Annotated in this window: 10 protein-coding genes, 2 tRNA genes and 4 rRNA genes; 8 read left to right on the top strand and 8 right to left on the bottom strand. The window is 54.7% G+C overall.

The features are described 5' to 3' along the window. The first annotated feature begins 59 nt into the window (after positions 1-59). Both rbsK and rbsR read left to right on the top strand, forming a co-directional pair. A complete protein-coding gene (rbsK, locus tag BWI95_RS07755; RefSeq protein ID WP_054803555.1) occupies positions 60-989 on the top strand; it encodes a ribokinase in 930 nt (309 codons plus the stop codon). 3 nt (positions 990-992) lie between these two features. Continuing rightward, entirely contained in the window at positions 993-1,985 is a 993-nt protein-coding gene (rbsR, locus tag BWI95_RS07750; protein WP_094192957.1) for a ribose operon transcriptional repressor RbsR, read from the top strand. Here the strand turns inward: rbsR and mdtD are convergent. Both mdtD and BWI95_RS07740 read right to left on the bottom strand, forming a co-directional pair. Then, positions 1,977-3,380 carry a multidrug transporter subunit MdtD gene (mdtD, locus tag BWI95_RS07745; protein WP_042711905.1) on the bottom strand — a complete coding sequence of 468 codons (1,404 nt, stop codon included), beginning with the start codon at positions 3,378-3,380 and terminating at the stop codon, positions 1,977-1,979. The two genes, rbsR and mdtD, sit on opposite strands and share 9 nt — an antisense overlap. A gap of 10 nt (positions 3,381-3,390) precedes the next feature. Then, positions 3,391-4,080, bottom strand: coding sequence for a FadR/GntR family transcriptional regulator (locus BWI95_RS07740; protein WP_054803519.1), 690 nt, complete (start codon positions 4,078-4,080; stop codon positions 3,391-3,393). 454 nt (positions 4,081-4,534) lie between these two features. Here BWI95_RS07740 and BWI95_RS07730 point away from each other — a divergent pair. The 6 genes from BWI95_RS07730 (at position 4,535) to rrf (BWI95_RS07705) (ending at position 9,798) form a co-directional block, all read left to right on the top strand. Further along, positions 4,535-6,076: ribosomal RNA gene (locus BWI95_RS07730) — 16S ribosomal RNA — on the top strand. Between the two features lie 84 nt (positions 6,077-6,160). After that, a tRNA-Glu gene (locus tag BWI95_RS07725) sits at positions 6,161-6,236 on the top strand. 201 nt (positions 6,237-6,437) lie between these two features. Continuing rightward, positions 6,438-9,344: ribosomal RNA gene (locus BWI95_RS07720) — 23S ribosomal RNA — on the top strand. 91 nt (positions 9,345-9,435) lie between these two features. After that, a 5S ribosomal RNA gene (rrf, locus tag BWI95_RS07715) occupies positions 9,436-9,551 on the top strand. Between the two features lie 14 nt (positions 9,552-9,565). After that, positions 9,566-9,641: transfer RNA gene (locus BWI95_RS07710), tRNA-Thr, on the top strand. Between the two features lie 41 nt (positions 9,642-9,682). Beyond that, positions 9,683-9,798, top strand: a 5S ribosomal RNA gene (gene rrf, locus BWI95_RS07705). Together the 16S, 23S and 5S rRNA genes with 2 tRNA genes alongside form the textbook arrangement of a ribosomal RNA operon. Positions 9,799-9,916: 118 nt before the next feature. Here rrf (BWI95_RS07705) and BWI95_RS07700 read toward each other — a convergent pair. The 6 genes from BWI95_RS07700 to BWI95_RS07675 form a co-directional block, all read right to left on the bottom strand. After that, positions 9,917-10,675 carry an amino acid ABC transporter ATP-binding protein gene (locus BWI95_RS07700; RefSeq protein WP_054803019.1) on the bottom strand — a complete coding sequence of 253 codons (759 nt, stop codon included), beginning with the start codon at positions 10,673-10,675 and terminating at the stop codon, positions 9,917-9,919. An 8-nt stretch (positions 10,676-10,683) separates the two neighbouring features. Then, positions 10,684-11,730: an amino acid ABC transporter permease gene (locus BWI95_RS07695; protein ID WP_369811789.1), complete on the bottom strand. Its 1,047-nt coding sequence runs from the start codon at positions 11,728-11,730 to the stop codon at positions 10,684-10,686. A 66-nt stretch (positions 11,731-11,796) separates the two neighbouring features. Next, positions 11,797-12,978: an amino acid ABC transporter permease gene (locus tag BWI95_RS07690; protein WP_076769272.1), complete on the bottom strand. Its 1,182-nt coding sequence runs from the start codon at positions 12,976-12,978 to the stop codon at positions 11,797-11,799. A 73-nt stretch (positions 12,979-13,051) separates the two neighbouring features. After that, the gene (locus tag BWI95_RS07685) at positions 13,052-14,077 is read right to left on the bottom strand and encodes an amino acid ABC transporter substrate-binding protein (protein WP_023480752.1); all 1,026 of its coding nucleotides are present in this window, start codon (positions 14,075-14,077) and stop codon (positions 13,052-13,054) included. Between the two features lie 473 nt (positions 14,078-14,550). Further along, complete coding sequence (locus tag BWI95_RS07680; RefSeq protein WP_023480815.1) at positions 14,551-14,772, bottom strand: lipoprotein; 222 nt, start codon at positions 14,770-14,772, stop codon at positions 14,551-14,553. Between the two features lie 336 nt (positions 14,773-15,108). Beyond that, positions 15,109-17,196 (bottom strand): putative bifunctional diguanylate cyclase/phosphodiesterase, encoded by a 2,088-nt coding sequence (locus BWI95_RS07675; protein ID WP_076769271.1) that lies wholly within the window; start codon positions 17,194-17,196, stop codon positions 15,109-15,111. Between the last annotated feature and the right edge of the window lie 29 nt (positions 17,197-17,225).

Below are 17,225 nucleotides of genomic sequence, written 5' to 3'. Positions count from 1 at the left end.
AAAGAAAAGCATGGCACGCGCCACCGTTCGCGGTGGCGCACTTTATGGACACGCTCATCATGAAAACCGCAGGCAAACTCGTCGTTCTTGGCAGTATCAATGCCGATCACATTCTTAACCTTGAATCTTTCCCGACACCCGGCGAAACCGTAACCGGCAACCACTATCAGGTGGCGTTCGGCGGCAAAGGGGCCAATCAGGCCGTCGCGGCCGGACGCAGCGGCGCGGATATCGCCTTTATCGCCTGCACCGGCGATGACGATACCGGCGCGCGGGTGCGTAAGCAGCTCACCAGCGACAACATTGATGTGGCACCCGTCAGCGTGGTTGCGGGTGAGTCGACCGGCGTGGCGCTGATTTTCGTTAACGGCGAAGGGGAGAATGTCATCGGTATTCATGCCGGCGCCAATGCGGCGCTCTCCACCGAACGCGTGGCTGAGCAGCAGACGTTAATTGCAAATGCGTCGGCGCTGCTAATGCAGCTGGAATCACCGGTTGAGAGCGTACTGGCGGCAGCCCGTATTGCTCAGCAGAACCAGACTACGGTCGCGCTAAACCCCGCGCCCGCCCGGCAACTCTCCGATGAGCTGCTGGCGCTGGTGGACATCATTACCCCCAATGAAACCGAAGCAGAAAAACTCACCGGCATCGCGGTTTCCAGTGATGAAGATGCGGCGCGTGCCGCGCGGGTGCTGCATGAGAAAGGCATCCGTACGGTCATCATTACTCTCGGCAGCCGCGGTGTGTGGGCCAGCGTAAACGGTGAAGGCAAGCGCGTACCGGGCTTCAAGGTGAAAGCCATTGATACCATCGCCGCGGGCGACACCTTTAATGGTGCGCTGATGACTGCGCTGCTGGAAGAGAAGCCGCTGGATGAGGCGATCCGCTTTGCCCATGCGGCGGCGGCTATCGCCGTGACGCGCAAAGGGGCGCAGCCTTCGGTTCCGTGGCGTAATGAGATTGATGATTTTCTCGCTCAGCAGGGGTGACGCGTGGCCACCATGAAAGATGTTGCCCGCCTGGCGGGCGTTTCTACCTCTACCGTCTCCCACGTTATTAATAACGATCGCTTTGTCAGTGAGGCGATTCGCGAGAAGGTAGACGCCGCGATCACGTCGCTGAACTATGCGCCTTCCGCGGTGGCGCGCAGCCTGAAGCTTAAACAGACGCGCACGATTGGGATGCTGATCACCGCCAGTACCAACCCTTTTTACTCTGAGCTGGTGCGCGGGGTAGAGCGCAGCTGCTTCGAGCGTGGCTACAGCCTGGTGTTATGCAATACCGAAGGCGACGAGCAGCGGATGAACCGCAATCTGGAAACGCTGATGCAAAAGCGCGTCGACGGGCTGCTTCTGCTCTGCACCGAAACGCATCAGCCTTCGCAAGTCATCATGAGCCGTTACCCCTCGATTCCTACCGTGATGATGGACTGGGCGCCGTTCGATGGTGACAGCGATCTGATTCAGGATAACTCGCTGCTGGGCGGCATGATGGCGACGGAGTATCTCATTCATAAAGGGATGACGCGTATCGCCTGTATTACCGGCCCGCTGGATAAAACGCCCTCCCGGCTGCGACTGGAGGGGTACCGCGAGGCGATGGCGCGCGCCGGGCTAACGATTCGCGACGGCGACGAGATCGAAAGTGATTTTGAGTTCGGCGGTGGCCTGACGGCGATGCAGCGTCTGCTGGCGATGGATGAGCGCCCGCAGGCGGTGTTTATCGGCAATGATGCGATGGCGGTGGGCGCTTATCAGGCGCTCTACCAGGCGGGGCTGTCGATCCCGCAGGATATGGCGATTGTCGGTTACGACGATATCGAGCTGGCGCGCTACATGACGCCGCCGCTCACCACCATCCATCAGCCAAAGGATGAACTGGGTGAGCTGGCGATTGATGTGCTGATCCACCGTATTGCCGACCCGAGCCTGCAACAACAGCGTCTGCAATTGACACCGGTCTTGATGGAGCGTGGCTCAGCCTGATTTTTTGTGGCGCTCCTTGATCAGGTTGCGGCCATCTTTCGCCTTCAGCAGCATAAAGGTTAAAGCGGAGACCACCGTTACTGCACCCATCGTAATAAAGGTGTAGTGGAACTGCTCAACGGTGTTGGTGCCATCAACCCCTTCATAAAAACGCAGCACCGCTGCGCTCACGGCTACACCGAGGCTTATCGACAGCTGCTGCGTTACCGCCAGCACGCTATTGCCACTACTGGCGTTTTCATCCGTTAAGTCGGCAAGGGAGATGGTGTTCATGGCGGTAAATTGCGTCGACATCGCCATACCTAATATGAACAGCGGCAGCACCAGCATCCAGATCGCCATTGCCTGAGTTTGCAGGGCGAACTGCGCAATCATCACGCCAATAAAGAGCGTGACGCCAACCAGCGTTTTGCGATAGCCAAACCAGCGCAGGATCTGCGTGACGGTCGATTTTGCCAGAATAGAACCCAGGGCGGTCGGTGCCATCATGCAACCGGCAATCAGCGCCGGATAGCCAAAGCCAACCTGCAACATCAGTGGCATTAAGAAAGGAACGCAGCCGGTACCGAGGCGCGAAGCGATATTCCCGGCGATGCCGACGGAGAAGGTGCGGGTCTTAAACAGGTTGAGCGAGATGAGCGGCGTCGGGTGGCGGCGAGCATGGCGAATATAGAGCAGCAGCAGGGCGATGCCGCTGAAGATGATGCTAAGGGCAAGCCAGGTTTCTACCACTTTCTCGCCGAACAGCTCCATCCCGCTGGAGAAGAGCACCAGGCTTAAGCCGAATAACAGGAAGCCCCACATATCAAAGCTGCGGCGCGGGGTGGTGAAGTTCGGCATATATTTACGCGCGTAGAGCAACCCGGCGACACCAATGGGAATATTAATCAGGAAGATCCAGTGCCAGCTTGCCCAGGTAACCAGCACGCCGCCCATTACCGGGCCAAGAATCGGCCCGACCAGCCCCGGCATAGTGACAAAGTTGAGCACCGGCAGTAATTCACTGCGCGGATAGGCGCGCAGCAGGGCGAGGCGCGCGACAGGCATCATCATCGCCCCGCCAATCCCCTGAATCACGCGGAAGACAACCAGCATGCCCAGGGAGTTGGAGAGGGCGCAAGCCAGCGAGCCGAGGGTGAAGAGGCTGACGGCTAACATAAAGATACGCCGCGTGCCGAAGCGGTCGGCCAGCCAGCCGCTGACCGGGATCAGCATCGCGACGGTCAGGGTGTAGCTAATGATCGCGGACTGCATCGCCAGCGGCGAACGGTTAAGACTTTGCGCAATAGCGGGGAGGGCGGTGTTAAGGATGGTGGCGTCTAGCGCCTGCATAAAAAAGGCCATCGCGGCTATCCACGGCAGCCCGGCCATACTGCGCCCTTTCTTCTTTGTCATACTCATTCCTTTAATTAGGCGAATTCAACAATCTCTGGCACGCCTGAAACGCACTATCCCCGTCGCTTTCCTGAATCGCATCGACGATAGCCTGGTGAAGATCCAGCTTAATCACTTCGTTTTCAGTAATAGAGGTGAAGTAAGTATGGTAAACCGAGTGGAAAAGTGTGGCGAAAGACATAAGGAAAGGATTACCGCTCATGGTGTAGATATGTTCATGCCACGCCATGTCCACCTCTATCCAGCGTTCCCGGTTAAATGCCTTCTTCAGACACACCATCTCTTCCATTAATGTATTCAGATATGCCTTTTGCTCGGCGCTTGCCATTACAGCAGCGAGAAGACAAGCCTGCGGCTCGAGGCTGGCGCGCATAACGAGAAAGTGTTGGATCACTTCCTGGAAATTGTCTTCGCTCATCCACCATGAGAGAAGCTCCGTATCAAGGAAGTTCCAGTTCCCCTTCGGCATCACGCGCGTGCCGATGCGCGGGCGGGGTAAGACCATGCCCTTCGCGGTTAATGTCTTTATTGCCTCTCTCACTGCGGTACGGCTTACGCCAAACGTCTCACCGAGTTCCATCTCGCCGGGCAAAATGGCCCCTGGGGCGTACTCTCCTCGCAGGATCTGCTGCGCCAGTTTCTCGGCTATGACCCAGGAGATGTTTTTCTGCGCGGCAAGTTGCTGTGCGTTTAAAGGCATTTCTCACTTCCTTCTTCTTTATTTCACTCGGTAGTATGCCATTCGATATCTATAAGTGGTGGTAAAAACAGCGATACCCGCTATTTATGCCGCTTTTAACCGCACTTTGTTGAAAAAAAACACGGTTGAAAAGTTTTTTGAAATTAGGGGTTGTCAGGGGAAATTAACTCCCTATAATGCGCCTCCACTGACACGGCACAACGGCAAACACACCGGCCTGTCAGGTGAAGAATTCTGAAAATAATCAGTTGACTTCACAGCGGGAAAGCGTAATATGCACACCCCGCGCCGCTGCGAAAAGCGAAGCGGCACTGCTCTTTAACAATTTATCAGACAATCTGTGTGGGCACTCAGGTGACATGGATTCTTAATGTCCTCGGACACTAAATGAATACCAAGTCTCACGGGTAAACACGTAATTCATTACGGTTTAATTCGATGAGCATCAAACTTTAAATTGAAGAGTTTGATCATGGCTCAGATTGAACGCTGGCGGCAGGCCTAACACATGCAAGTCGAACGGTAACAGGAAGCAGCTTGCTGCTTTGCTGACGAGTGGCGGACGGGTGAGTAATGTCTGGGAAACTGCCTGATGGAGGGGGATAACTACTGGAAACGGTAGCTAATACCGCATAACGTCGCAAGACCAAAGAGGGGGACCTTCGGGCCTCTTGCCATCAGATGTGCCCAGATGGGATTAGCTAGTAGGTGGGGTAACGGCTCACCTAGGCGACGATCCCTAGCTGGTCTGAGAGGATGACCAGCCACACTGGAACTGAGACACGGTCCAGACTCCTACGGGAGGCAGCAGTGGGGAATATTGCACAATGGGCGCAAGCCTGATGCAGCCATGCCGCGTGTATGAAGAAGGCCTTCGGGTTGTAAAGTACTTTCAGCGGGGAGGAAGGCGATGCGGTTAATAACCGCGTCGATTGACGTTACCCGCAGAAGAAGCACCGGCTAACTCCGTGCCAGCAGCCGCGGTAATACGGAGGGTGCAAGCGTTAATCGGAATTACTGGGCGTAAAGCGCACGCAGGCGGTCTGTCAAGTCGGATGTGAAATCCCCGGGCTCAACCTGGGAACTGCATCCGAAACTGGCAGGCTTGAGTCTCGTAGAGGGGGGTAGAATTCCAGGTGTAGCGGTGAAATGCGTAGAGATCTGGAGGAATACCGGTGGCGAAGGCGGCCCCCTGGACGAAGACTGACGCTCAGGTGCGAAAGCGTGGGGAGCAAACAGGATTAGATACCCTGGTAGTCCACGCCGTAAACGATGTCGACTTGGAGGTTGTGCCCTTGAGGCGTGGCTTCCGGAGCTAACGCGTTAAGTCGACCGCCTGGGGAGTACGGCCGCAAGGTTAAAACTCAAATGAATTGACGGGGGCCCGCACAAGCGGTGGAGCATGTGGTTTAATTCGATGCAACGCGAAGAACCTTACCTGGTCTTGACATCCACAGAACTTTCCAGAGATGGAAAGGTGCCTTCGGGAACTGTGAGACAGGTGCTGCATGGCTGTCGTCAGCTCGTGTTGTGAAATGTTGGGTTAAGTCCCGCAACGAGCGCAACCCTTATCCTTTGTTGCCAGCGGTTAGGCCGGGAACTCAAAGGAGACTGCCAGTGATAAACTGGAGGAAGGTGGGGATGACGTCAAGTCATCATGGCCCTTACGACCAGGGCTACACACGTGCTACAATGGCGCATACAAAGAGAAGCAATCTCGCGAGAGCCAGCGGACCTCATAAAGTGCGTCGTAGTCCGGATTGGAGTCTGCAACTCGACTCCATGAAGTCGGAATCGCTAGTAATCGTGAATCAGAATGTCACGGTGAATACGTTCCCGGGCCTTGTACACACCGCCCGTCACACCATGGGAGTGGGTTGCAAAAGAAGTAGGTAGCTTAACCTTCGGGAGGGCGCTTACCACTTTGTGATTCATGACTGGGGTGAAGTCGTAACAAGGTAACCGTAGGGGAACCTGCGGTTGGATCACCTCCTTACCTTAAAGAACCTTTCCCTGTAGTGTCCACACAGATTGTCTGATGAAAAGTAAATAGCAAGGCGTCTTGCGAGTGAGACTTTGTGTCCCCTTCGTCTAGAGGCCCAGGACACCGCCCTTTCACGGCGGTAACAGGGGTTCGAATCCCCTAGGGGACGCCACTTGCTGGTCTGTGAGTGAAAGTCACCTGCCGATGTATCTCAAACCTGATTCCTGTCTGACAGCGAGTCATGTATGAGATATTTGCTCTTTAAAAATCTGGATCAAGCTGAAAATTGAAACACAGAACAATGCGAATTGTTCCGTGAGTCTCTCAAATTTTCGCAACTGATGATGTTTTACGAAACGTCTTCGGGTTGTGAGGTTAAGCGACTAAGCGTACACGGTGGATGCCCTGGCAGTCAGAGGCGATGAAGGACGTGCTAATCTGCGAAAAGCGCCGGTAAGGTGATATGAACCGTTACAGCCGGCGATGTCCGAATGGGGAAACCCAGTGCAATCCGTTGCACTATCACAGCATGAATACATAGTGCTGTGAGGCGAACCGGGGGAACTGAAACATCTAAGTACCCCGAGGAAAAGAAATCAACCGAGATTCCCCCAGTAGCGGCGAGCGAACGGGGAACAGCCCAGAGCCTGAATCAGCCTGAGTGTTAGTGGAAGCGTCTGGAAAGTCGCGCGATACAGGGTGACAGCCCCGTACACAAAAGCACTCTTGCTGTGAGCTCGATGAGTAGGGCGGGACACGTGGTATCCTGTCTGAATATGGGGGGACCATCCTCCAAGGCTAAATACTCCTGACTGACCGATAGTGAACCAGTACCGTGAGGGAAAGGCGAAAAGAACCCCGGCGAGGGGAGTGAAACAGAACCTGAAACCGTGTACGTACAAGCAGTGGGAGCCTCTTTTATGGGGTGACTGCGTACCTTTTGTATAATGGGTCAGCGACTTATATTCTGTAGCAAGGTTAACCGTATAGGGGAGCCGCAGGGAAACCGAGTCTTAACTGGGCGTTAAGTTGCAGGGTATAGACCCGAAACCCGGTGATCTAGCCATGGGCAGGTTGAAGGTTGGGTAACACTAACTGGAGGACCGAACCGACTAATGTTGAAAAATTAGCGGATGACCTGTGGCTGGGGGTGAAAGGCCAATCAAACCGGGAGATAGCTGGTTCTCCCCGAAAGCTATTTAGGTAGCGCCTCGTGAATTCATCTCCGGGGGTAGAGCACTGTTTCGGCTAGGGGGCCATCCCGGCTTACCAACCCGATGCAAACTACGAATACCGGAGAATGTTATCACGGGAGACACACGGCGGGTGCTAACGTCCGTCGTGAAGAGGGAAACAACCCAGACCGCCAGCTAAGGTCCCAAAGTCATGGTTAAGTGGGAAACGATGTGGGAAGGCACAGACAGCCAGGATGTTGGCTTAGAAGCAGCCATCATTTAAAGAAAGCGTAATAGCTCACTGGTCGAGTCGGCCTGCGCGGAAGATGTAACGGGGCTAAACCATGCACCGAAGCTGCGGCAGCGACACTATGTGTTGTTGGGTAGGGGAGCGTTCTGTAAGCCGTCGAAGGTGGCCTGTGAGGGCTGCTGGAGGTATCAGAAGTGCGAATGCTGACATAAGTAACGATAAAGCGGGTGAAAAGCCCGCTCGCCGGAAGACCAAGGGTTCCTGTCCAACGTTAATCGGGGCAGGGTGAGTCGACCCCTAAGGCGAGGCCGAAAGGCGTAGTCGATGGGAAACAGGTTAATATTCCTGTACTTGGTGTTACTGCGAAGGGGGGACGGAGAAGGCTATGTCGGCCGGGCGACGGTTGTCCCGGTTTAAGCGTGTAGGTGTGTGTTCCAGGTAAATCCGGTTCACTTTAACACTGAGGCGTGATGACGAGGCACCACGGTGCTGAAGTGACAAATGCCCTGCTTCCAGGAAAAGCCTCTAAGCATCAGGTAACACGAAATCGTACCCCAAACCGACACAGGTGGTCAGGTAGAGAATACCAAGGCGCTTGAGAGAACTCGGGTGAAGGAACTAGGCAAAATGGTGCCGTAACTTCGGGAGAAGGCACGCTGGTGCGTAGGTGAAGCGACTTGCTCGCGGAGCTGAAACCAGTCGAAGATACCAGCTGGCTGCAACTGTTTATTAAAAACACAGCACTGTGCAAACACGAAAGTGGACGTATACGGTGTGACGCCTGCCCGGTGCCGGAAGGTTAATTGATGGGGTCAACCGCAAGGTGAAGCTCTTGATCGAAGCCCCGGTAAACGGCGGCCGTAACTATAACGGTCCTAAGGTAGCGAAATTCCTTGTCGGGTAAGTTCCGACCTGCACGAATGGCGTAATGATGGCCAGGCTGTCTCCACCCGAGACTCAGTGAAATTGAACTCGCTGTGAAGATGCAGTGTACCCGCGGCAAGACGGAAAGACCCCGTGAACCTTTACTATAGCTTGACACTGAACATTGAGCCTTGATGTGTAGGATAGGTGGGAGGCTTTGAAGCGTGGACGCCAGTCTGCGTGGAGCCAACCTTGAAATACCACCCTTTAATGTTTGATGTTCTAACGTGGACCCGTGATCCGGGTTGCGGACAGTGTCTGGTGGGTAGTTTGACTGGGGCGGTCTCCTCCTAAAGCGTAACGGAGGAGCACGAAGGTCAGCTAATCCTGGTCGGACATCAGGAGGTTAGTGCAATGGCATAAGCTGGCTTGACTGCGAGCGTGACGGCGCGAGCAGGTGCGAAAGCAGGTCATAGTGATCCGGTGGTTCTGAATGGAAGGGCCATCGCTCAACGGATAAAAGGTACTCCGGGGATAACAGGCTGATACCGCCCAAGAGTTCATATCGACGGCGGTGTTTGGCACCTCGATGTCGGCTCATCACATCCTGGGGCTGAAGTAGGTCCCAAGGGTATGGCTGTTCGCCATTTAAAGTGGTACGCGAGCTGGGTTTAGAACGTCGTGAGACAGTTCGGTCCCTATCTGCCGTGGGCGCTGGAGAATTGAGGGGGGCTGCTCCTAGTACGAGAGGACCGGAGTGGACGCATCACTGGTGTTCGGGTTGTCATGCCAATGGCACTGCCCGGTAGCTAAATGCGGAAGAGATAAGTGCTGAAAGCATCTAAGCACGAAACTTGCCCCGAGATGAGTTCTCCCTGAGACTTTAAGTCTCCTGAAGGAACGTTGAAGACGACGACGTTGATAGGCCGGGTGTGTAAGCGCAGCGATGCGTTGAGCTAACCGGTACTAATGAACCGTGAGGCTTAACCTTACAACGCCGAAGATGTTTTGGCGGATGAGAGATGATTTTCAGCTGATACAGATTAAGCCGTCCGGCTAACGCGGGATGGCAACAGAATTTGCCTGGCGGCACTAGCGCGGTGGTCCCACCTGACCCCATGCCGAACTCAGAAGTGAAACGCCGTAGCGCCGATGGTAGTGTGGGGTCTCCCCATGCGAGAGTAGGGAACTGCCAGGCATCAAATTTAGTGTGCTGATATGGCTCAGTTGGTAGAGCGCACCCTTGGTAAGGGTGAGGTCCCCAGTTCGACTCTGGGTATCAGCACCAGTTATAACGGTTTAAAAGTTCGGCAATAAGAAAAGAATTTGCCTGGCGGCACTAGCGCGGTGGTCCCACCTGACCCCATGCCGAACTCAGAAGTGAAACGCCGTAGCGCCGATGGTAGTGTGGGGTCTCCCCATGCGAGAGTAGGGAACTGCCAGGCATCAAACAAAGCAGAAGGCCTCGTCGAAAGACGGGGCCTTTTGTCATTCTGGATCCAGCTAAACCCGACGATAAAAAAGGCCACCCATTGGGTAGCCTTAACAGGAAGCATGCGGCAATCAGTGAATAACCTGCGATAAAAACGCCCGGGTACGCTCTGATTTTGGCTGTGCAAAGAACTCATCGGGCGCTGCCTGCTCTACGATCTCACCGCGATCCATAAAGATCACCCGGTCCGCCACGGTGCGGGCAAAGCCCATCTCATGGGTCACGCACAGCATCGTCATACCCGACTGCGCAAGCCCAATCATGGTATCAAGCACCTCCTTCACCATCTCCGGATCCAGCGCCGAAGTGGGCTCATCGAAAAGCATGATCTTCGGCTTCATACAGAGTGAGCGCGCAATCGCGACGCGCTGCTGCTGCCCACCCGAAATCTGCCCCGGGAACTTATGCGCATGCTCTGCAATACGTACCCGCTCCAGATAGTGCATTGCCAGCGCTTCTGCCTCTTTCTTCGGCATTTTGCGCACCCATATTGGTGCCAGCGTGCAGTTTTGCAAAACGGTCAGATGGGGAAAGAGATTGAAGTGCTGGAAAACCATCCCCACTTCCTGGCGGATCTTCTCGATATTGCGAATATCCTCATTCAGCTCAATACCGTCGACTACAATACGCCCCTGCTGATGCTCTTCCAGGTGATTGATACAGCGAATGGTGGTTGACTTTCCTGATCCCGACGGGCCACAAAGTACAATCCTTTCCCCTTGCTTCACATGCAAATTAATATCTTTCAACACATGGAATTGCCCATACCACTTATTCACATTTTCGAGCGTGATCATCGCGTCGCCAGATTGCATTGTTGTATTACTCATCATCATCCTCAGTGCGGTGTACGCCCGGTGTTAAAGCGCTTCTCCAGATGCTGGCTGTAGCGCGACATGCTGAAACAGAAAATCCAATAGACTAACGCAGCAAACACATACCCTTCCGTCGACATCCCAAGCCAGGCGGGATCGACCGTCGCTTGCTGCACGCTGCTAAAGAGATCAAACAGGCCGATGATGATCACCAGGCTAGTATCTTTAAACAGCGCGATAATGGTGTTCACCAGCCCCGGGATCACCAGTTTTAACGCCTGCGGCAGGATCACCAGCCCCTGCGTTTTCCAGTAGCCCAGCGCCAGCGACTCGGCCGCTTCGTACTGCCCTTTCGGCAGGGCCTGTAAACCGCCACGTACCACTTCCGCCACATAGGCTGACTGGAACAGGATCACCCCGACCAGCGCACGGATCAGCTTATCGATGGTGGTACCTTCAGCCATAAACAGCGGCAGCATCACCGACGACATAAACAGCACCGTAATCAGCGGTACGCCGCGCCAGAACTCAATAAACATCACCGACAATATCCTCACTACCGGCATCGTCGAGCGTCGGCCCAGCGCCAGCAAAATCCCCAGCGGCAGGGCACCGGCAATACCGACCGAGGCGATAATCAGCGTCAGCGTCAGTCCACCCCACTGGCGGGTTTCAACGCGCTCCAGGCCAAGAAAGCCGCCAAACATCAGCCACCACACAACCAGCGGGTAGAGCACCGCCCAGCAGGCAATGTAGCGTCCGCGTCGCGGCATCCCCTTCCAGAACATCGGCAGGATAGAGAGCAGGCCAACAATCAGCGCCAGGTTGATTCGCCAGCGCTGATCGTGTGGGTAGAGCCCATACATAAACTGGCCGAAGCGTTGATGGATAAATACCCAGCAGGCGCCCGCTTTGGTGCAGTCCGCGCGAGTCGAGCCGACCCAGTTCGCCTGAAACAGCGCCCACTGCAGGAGCGGCGGAATAAGCTCCCACATCATCCACAGACAAAAGAGCGTCAGCAGCGAGTTTGACCAGCTTGAAAAGAGATTTTTACGCACCCACAGCAGCATGCCGTTATTTCCCGATGGCAGCGGGCGCGTGGAGGGCGACACAATAGCTTTTGTCATCATTGATCCTCAGCGCTCAATCAGGGCAATACGGCGGTTATAGATATTCATCAGCAGCGAAATGGAGAGGCTGATAAGCAGATAGACCGACATGGTAATGGCAATGGTTTCAATCGCCTGGCCGGTCTGGTTCAGCACCGTACCGGCAAACAGCGACACCATATCGGGGTAGCCAATCGCCGCCGCCAGCGATGAGTTCTTTGCAATATTGAGATATTGGCTGGTCAACGGTGGAATGATCACCCGCAGCGCCTGGGGAATAATCACCTGTCGCAACGTGACCGGATGAGGCAGCCCAAGTGAGCGCGCTGCTTCATGCTGCCCGTACGGCACAGACTGAATGCCGGCGCGAATAATCTCAGCAATAAACGCCGAGGTATAAACCGAGAGCGCGATAGTTAGCGCCGCCAGCTCCGGAATCAGCACCATGCCGCCGCGGAAGTTAAAACCGCGCAGTTGCGGAACTTCCCAATGCAGCGCCGCTCCGAACAGCGCATGCGCCATCAGCGGCAACACAATAATCAGCCCCAGCGCCGCTGGCCAGGTTCGCCGCAGCTGGCCCGTTTTAATCTGGTGTTTTTTATTGAAGCGGAACAGACCAACGATGAGTACCGCCGCCAGCACCAGCGCGCCGACAAAGGCAAACATTCCTTCACCCATTTGTGGCGAGGGGATATAGAGGCCACGGTTGCTGAGAAAGACCAGCTCCATGGCATTTACCGCCTGGCGCGGACCGGGAAGGTTGCGCAGCACCGCAAAGTACCAGAAGAAGATCTGCAACAGCGGGGGAATATTGCGGAACGTCTCGATATAGATTGTCGACAGCTTTCGCAGCAGCCAGTTTTCAGACAGCCTTGCAAGACCAAGGAAAAAGCCCAGCAGTGAGGCAAAGACAATACAGAGCGCCGAGACCAGCAGCGTATTGAGTAAACCGACCAGGAAGACCCGTCCGTAGGTGTCACCCTGCTCATAATCAATCAGATGCTGAACAATGCCAAAACCGGCCGCGCGGTCGAGGAAGGCGAAGCCGGAGGTAATACCCCGGTTGTTGAGGTTAGTCACCGCGTTATGGAGCAAATAGAGGGCAACAACAACCACGGTGATAATCGCCAGGATTTGAAACAGCCAGGCGCGAACCGCAGGGTTTGAAAGGGAGAGCGCGCCTTTCACGGTTGGGCGGCGATGGGGCATAGAGAAAACCTCAGTAACCATAATTCTGGACTGGGCGTCACCGCAGAGTGACGCCCGTTACGGCAGTAGCGGATTAACGCACCGGCGGAGCGTACTGAATCCCGCCGTTGTTCCAGAGGTTGTTCTGGCCACGTTTAATTTTCAGCGGGCTTTCAGAACCGACGTTACGTTCGAAGACTTCGGAGTAGTTACCGACCTTCTTAATAATGTTGTAAGCCCACTTGTTATCGAGTTTAAGATCTTTGCCGAAGTCGCCCTCTTTGCCGAGCAGGTGCGCCATATCCGGCGTAGCCGGGTTAGCCACTTTCTCATCGACGTTCTTCGAGGTAATGCCCATCTCTTCGGCATTGAGCATGGCGAAGAGCGTCCAGCGCACGATGGCGAACCAGTCATCGTCACCGCGGCGCACCACCGGGCCGAGCGGTTCTTTAGAGATCACTTCCGGCAAGACGATCCACTCTGCCGGGTTGCTCAGCTTAATCCGCAGCGCATAGAGTTGAGACTGATCGGAAGCCAGCGTATCGCAGCGGCCGGATTCCAGCGCCTTCGCCGACTCGTCAGAGCGGTCAAAGGTCACCGGGGTGTAGCTCATTTTGTTGGATTTAAAGTAATCTGCCACGTTCAGCTCGGTATCCGTCCCGGCCTGAATACAAACGGTTGCGCCATCAAGCTCTTTAGCGCTCTTCAGGCCCGCTTTGTTATGGGTCAGGAAGCCGATGCCGTCATAGTAGGTCACGCCGGTAAAGGAGAGCCCCATACCGCCATCACGCGAAGAGGTCCAGGTGGTATTGCGCGAGAGCATATCCACTTCGCCGGATTGCAGCGCCGTAAAGCGCTCTTTCGCCGTCAGCGGGGTATATTTCACTTTGCTGTCGTCGCCAAACAGGGCGGCAGCAACGCCACGGCAGATATCCACATCGATACCGGTAAATTTCCCGTTTGCATCCGCATAAGAGAAACCGGGCAGACCATCACTGATCCCGCACTGAACAAACCCTTTCTTTTTGACAGCATCAAGCGTTGTACCTGCGTGCGCCTGGCTGGCGACAGCAAACAGCACGCCGGCAGCGGCCAGGCTGGCGATCATCATCTTTTTCATAATGCATCCTGTGTGGCGAAAATTATCGTTATATGGGGCGTCCGGGTAACGCCTGAACCTGTCTGTGGCGAAGGCCGCAGTGGATATAGCAAAGGTGATGCCAGGTTGGTGTATGCAGGGTATTTAAGGAATCAAACAGGTTTCAGGATGAGTGTAGACAGGAATGTAGAGAAGCAATGCCCCAGGCTGGTGCAAAAATAGAACGCACTCCACAAAATGGAGCAAAACAGCGTCGTTAATTCGCTATTTCTGCCAGACAAGTTTCGCAGGTGAATATAAGCATCAAATACGATGGGGTTGATTTGTGAATGTAATCACGTAAGAGAAATAACAGCGTCGGAATCGCATTATGAAATATAAAAAAGTGATGCTTGTAACTGGAATTGATGCACGTTTTCGATAGCAAAAGTGGCGAAATGAAAATTTACTGCACCGTTATAAAGCAAAAGCGCGGAAAACCGCGCTTAAGAGAACTATTTAGTGAGGGCCACAATACCGAGCGTTAAGCCAGCCAGGGCTGCCGCGCCGCCGGCAATCGCGCCTGCTGTTTCCCAGTTATCCTGCGTGGTGCCTTTCACACAGGTGTTGGTATGCACCAGGCGGCCCTGATCGTCATAGACCGGTACGCAAGGTGAGTCGTGTGCACAGCCCGCGAGGAAGGTTGCCAGCAGGGCGACGGAGATCATTTTTTTCATTGTAATTACCTCTATGTAACCGCGACTCTTGATATCAACAGTCGCAATGTCTGGTCAGTATCTATTGCTTGATTTTATCATTCAGCAAAACAGATTCATCGTGGCAATAATGTCCAGATATGTACTTTGTAAACTTGATGAAGTTAAAAAAGGTATTTAAGCGAAATCGTGCAGAAATTATGGAGGCGGGATAAATAAAAGTGAGATTCAGAAAAAAGGAAGACAAAAGCGCGCGTTAAAAAGCGCAAACAGCGCTTAAGGGCATGAGAATAATCTAATTTGTCACTGACGTAAAATAAAAGCGTCCGTAGACGCTTTTATTAAATCCTTAAAAATTCACTTTACCGTTTCAGTGGGGGTGAGGTTTTTCCCCTGAGCAGTAATCGTTTCTGCACTCACTGGTTTCCCCAGGAGATAACCTTGCAGGGTATTGCAGCCCAGCTCGGTGAGAAATGCCTGCTGTTCTTCCGTCTCGACGCCCTCTGCCACAACTTTGAGGTTCAGCGTTCTGGCTAACGCGACAATCGCAGAGACAATCGTGGCGTCTTCACCCTCCTGGCCCAGTTCACGGACAAACGCGCGATCGATCTTCAGCTCGCACGCCGGCAGACGCTTAAGGTAAAGCAGGCTCGAATAACCGGTCCCGAAATCATCAATTGACGCTTTCACGCCCGCATCGCTCAGCTCGGTCAGCACCCGCACGCTCTCATCGGGGTTACTCATCGCCGTCGTTTCAGTTACTTCCAGAATTAGCTGCTCAGGCGGAACATTATGTCTGCTCAGTGTGCCCAGAATGGTTTCTACCAGCGCGCTATGCTCAAACTGTAACGTCGAAAGGTTAACGGCAATTGTCCAGTCCATGTGCCCCTGCTGGCGCCATTCGCTGAGCTGGCGGCAAGCCTCGTCGATTACCCAGTCACCGAGCGGGACAATCAGGCCGGTTTTCTCCGCCAGCGGCAAAAAGAGATCCGGGCTCAGCACACCCTGCTGGGGATGATGCCAGCGCAACAGCGCCTCAAAACCGACAACCGGCCCGGAAGGTGCCTGGAATTTAGGTTGGTAAACGAGGCGGAACTCTTTACGCTCCAGCGCCATCCACAAATCATTCAGCAGCTGTAACTGGGTTTGCGCCAGCCGGTTCATCGAGGGCTGGAAAAAGTGATAGCCGTTACGGCCCATATGCTTGGTGTGATACATCGCAGCATCGGCGTTGAACATCAATTCGCGCTCATTTTTGCCATCGTCAGGGTAGAGCGCGATACCGATACTGAGGGTCACCATCACATCATAGGGATCAATAGTAAAAGGGCGATCGACAGCGCGGATAAGCGAACTGGCGATCGTTGCGGCATCGTCCGGCGCGGCAATCTCTGCCAGCAGCACAAATTCGTCGCCACCAATGCGCGCCAGCGTATATTGCCCCTGCAGTTGCTGCGTGAGCCGCTCGGTTACCGCCACCAGTAACTTATCGCCGACATCATGTCCCCACGCGTCGTTGACCGTTTTAAAGCCGTCGAGATCCATAAACATCAAGGCAAACGCGCTCTCTTCACGGCGCGCTTTATTGATCGCCTGCTCGATGCGATCTTCCAGCAGGACGCGGTTTGGCAGACGCGTTAAGGTGTCGTGCAGCGCCAGCCTCGCCAGCTCGCGGTTTGCCGCCGCAAGCGACGTGGCCAGCAGCGACGTCCGCGCCTGTAAACGGGCGTCGAACATCGAAACCAGTAAGGTAATGCCGAGCACGGAAAAGGCCATCATGCTGACCAGCACGGCAAGCCAGTTGTTATTGAAGCCGTGATGCACCATTGCAATGTGATGGTGCTGGAAGGGGATCTGCGCCGCCATCATCCCGGTGTAGTGCATGCCGGTGATAGCCAGCCCCATTAAGATGGCTGCGCCAAAGCGCATAAGCGCAACCTGTGCCGCTTCGTGGCGCAGGCGGAAGGTGAGCCATAACGCAGCGAAAGAGGCCGCCAGGGCAATTACTATCGAGAGGGCGATCCACCCTTTATGCCAGACAATCGGCGGGGAAACCTGTAGCGCCGCCATACCGGTGTAATGCATCGCGGCAATGCCAAGCCCCATTACGACAGAGCCAGGAATAAGCCGACGCAGGTGCAGCTTCGGCGCGCTAACCAGCCACAGCGCAAACAGCGAGGAGCCAATGGCGATCGCCATCGATAAACCGGTGAGAACCGGCTCGTAGCGCATGTTCATCGACATATTCATCGCCAGCATGCCGATAAAGTGCATCGCCCAGATGCCGATACCCATCGCCACGCCGCCGCCGCTCAGCCATACCCAGGATGAAGCACCGCTGCTGGTGGAGACGCGTCCGGCCATGTTCAGGGCGGTATAAGAGGCCAAAATGGCTACAACAAACGAAACAACAACAAGGATATAGTCGTATTGGCTAACCAGCATGATGTCATCAACTCATTCACTAAGGGCGT

It is taken from the genome of Kosakonia cowanii JCM 10956 = DSM 18146, from assembly GCF_001975225.1.
GTDB classification, from domain to species: Bacteria; Pseudomonadota; Gammaproteobacteria; order Enterobacterales; family Enterobacteriaceae; genus Kosakonia; species Kosakonia cowanii.
This window is presented reverse-complemented; position numbering and strand designations above follow the sequence as displayed.

Excerpts from the sequence above, each read along its gene's own strand:
- BWI95_RS07685 (WP_023480752.1), bottom strand. The coding sequence starts at position 14,077 with ATGAAAAAGATGATGATCGCCAGCCTGGCCGCTGCCGGCGTGCTGTTT.
- mdtD (WP_042711905.1), bottom strand. The coding sequence starts at position 3,380 with ATGACAAAGAAGAAAGGGCGCAGTATGGCCGGGCTGCCGTGGATAGCC.
- BWI95_RS07740 (WP_054803519.1), bottom strand. The coding sequence starts at position 4,080 with ATGCCTTTAAACGCACAGCAACTTGCCGCGCAGAAAAACATCTCCTGG.
- BWI95_RS07680 (WP_023480815.1), bottom strand. The coding sequence starts at position 14,772 with ATGAAAAAAATGATCTCCGTCGCCCTGCTGGCAACCTTCCTCGCGGGC.
- rbsK (WP_054803555.1), top strand. The coding sequence starts at position 60 with ATGAAAACCGCAGGCAAACTCGTCGTTCTTGGCAGTATCAATGCCGAT.
- BWI95_RS07700 (WP_054803019.1), bottom strand. The coding sequence starts at position 10,675 with ATGAGTAATACAACAATGCAATCTGGCGACGCGATGATCACGCTCGAA.
- BWI95_RS07675 (WP_076769271.1), bottom strand. The coding sequence starts at position 17,196 with ATGCTGGTTAGCCAATACGACTATATCCTTGTTGTTGTTTCGTTTGTT.
- BWI95_RS07695 (WP_369811789.1), bottom strand. The coding sequence starts at position 11,730 with ATGCTGCTGTGGGTGCGTAAAAATCTCTTTTCAAGCTGGTCAAACTCG.
- BWI95_RS07690 (WP_076769272.1), bottom strand. The coding sequence starts at position 12,978 with ATGCCCCATCGCCGCCCAACCGTGAAAGGCGCGCTCTCCCTTTCAAAC.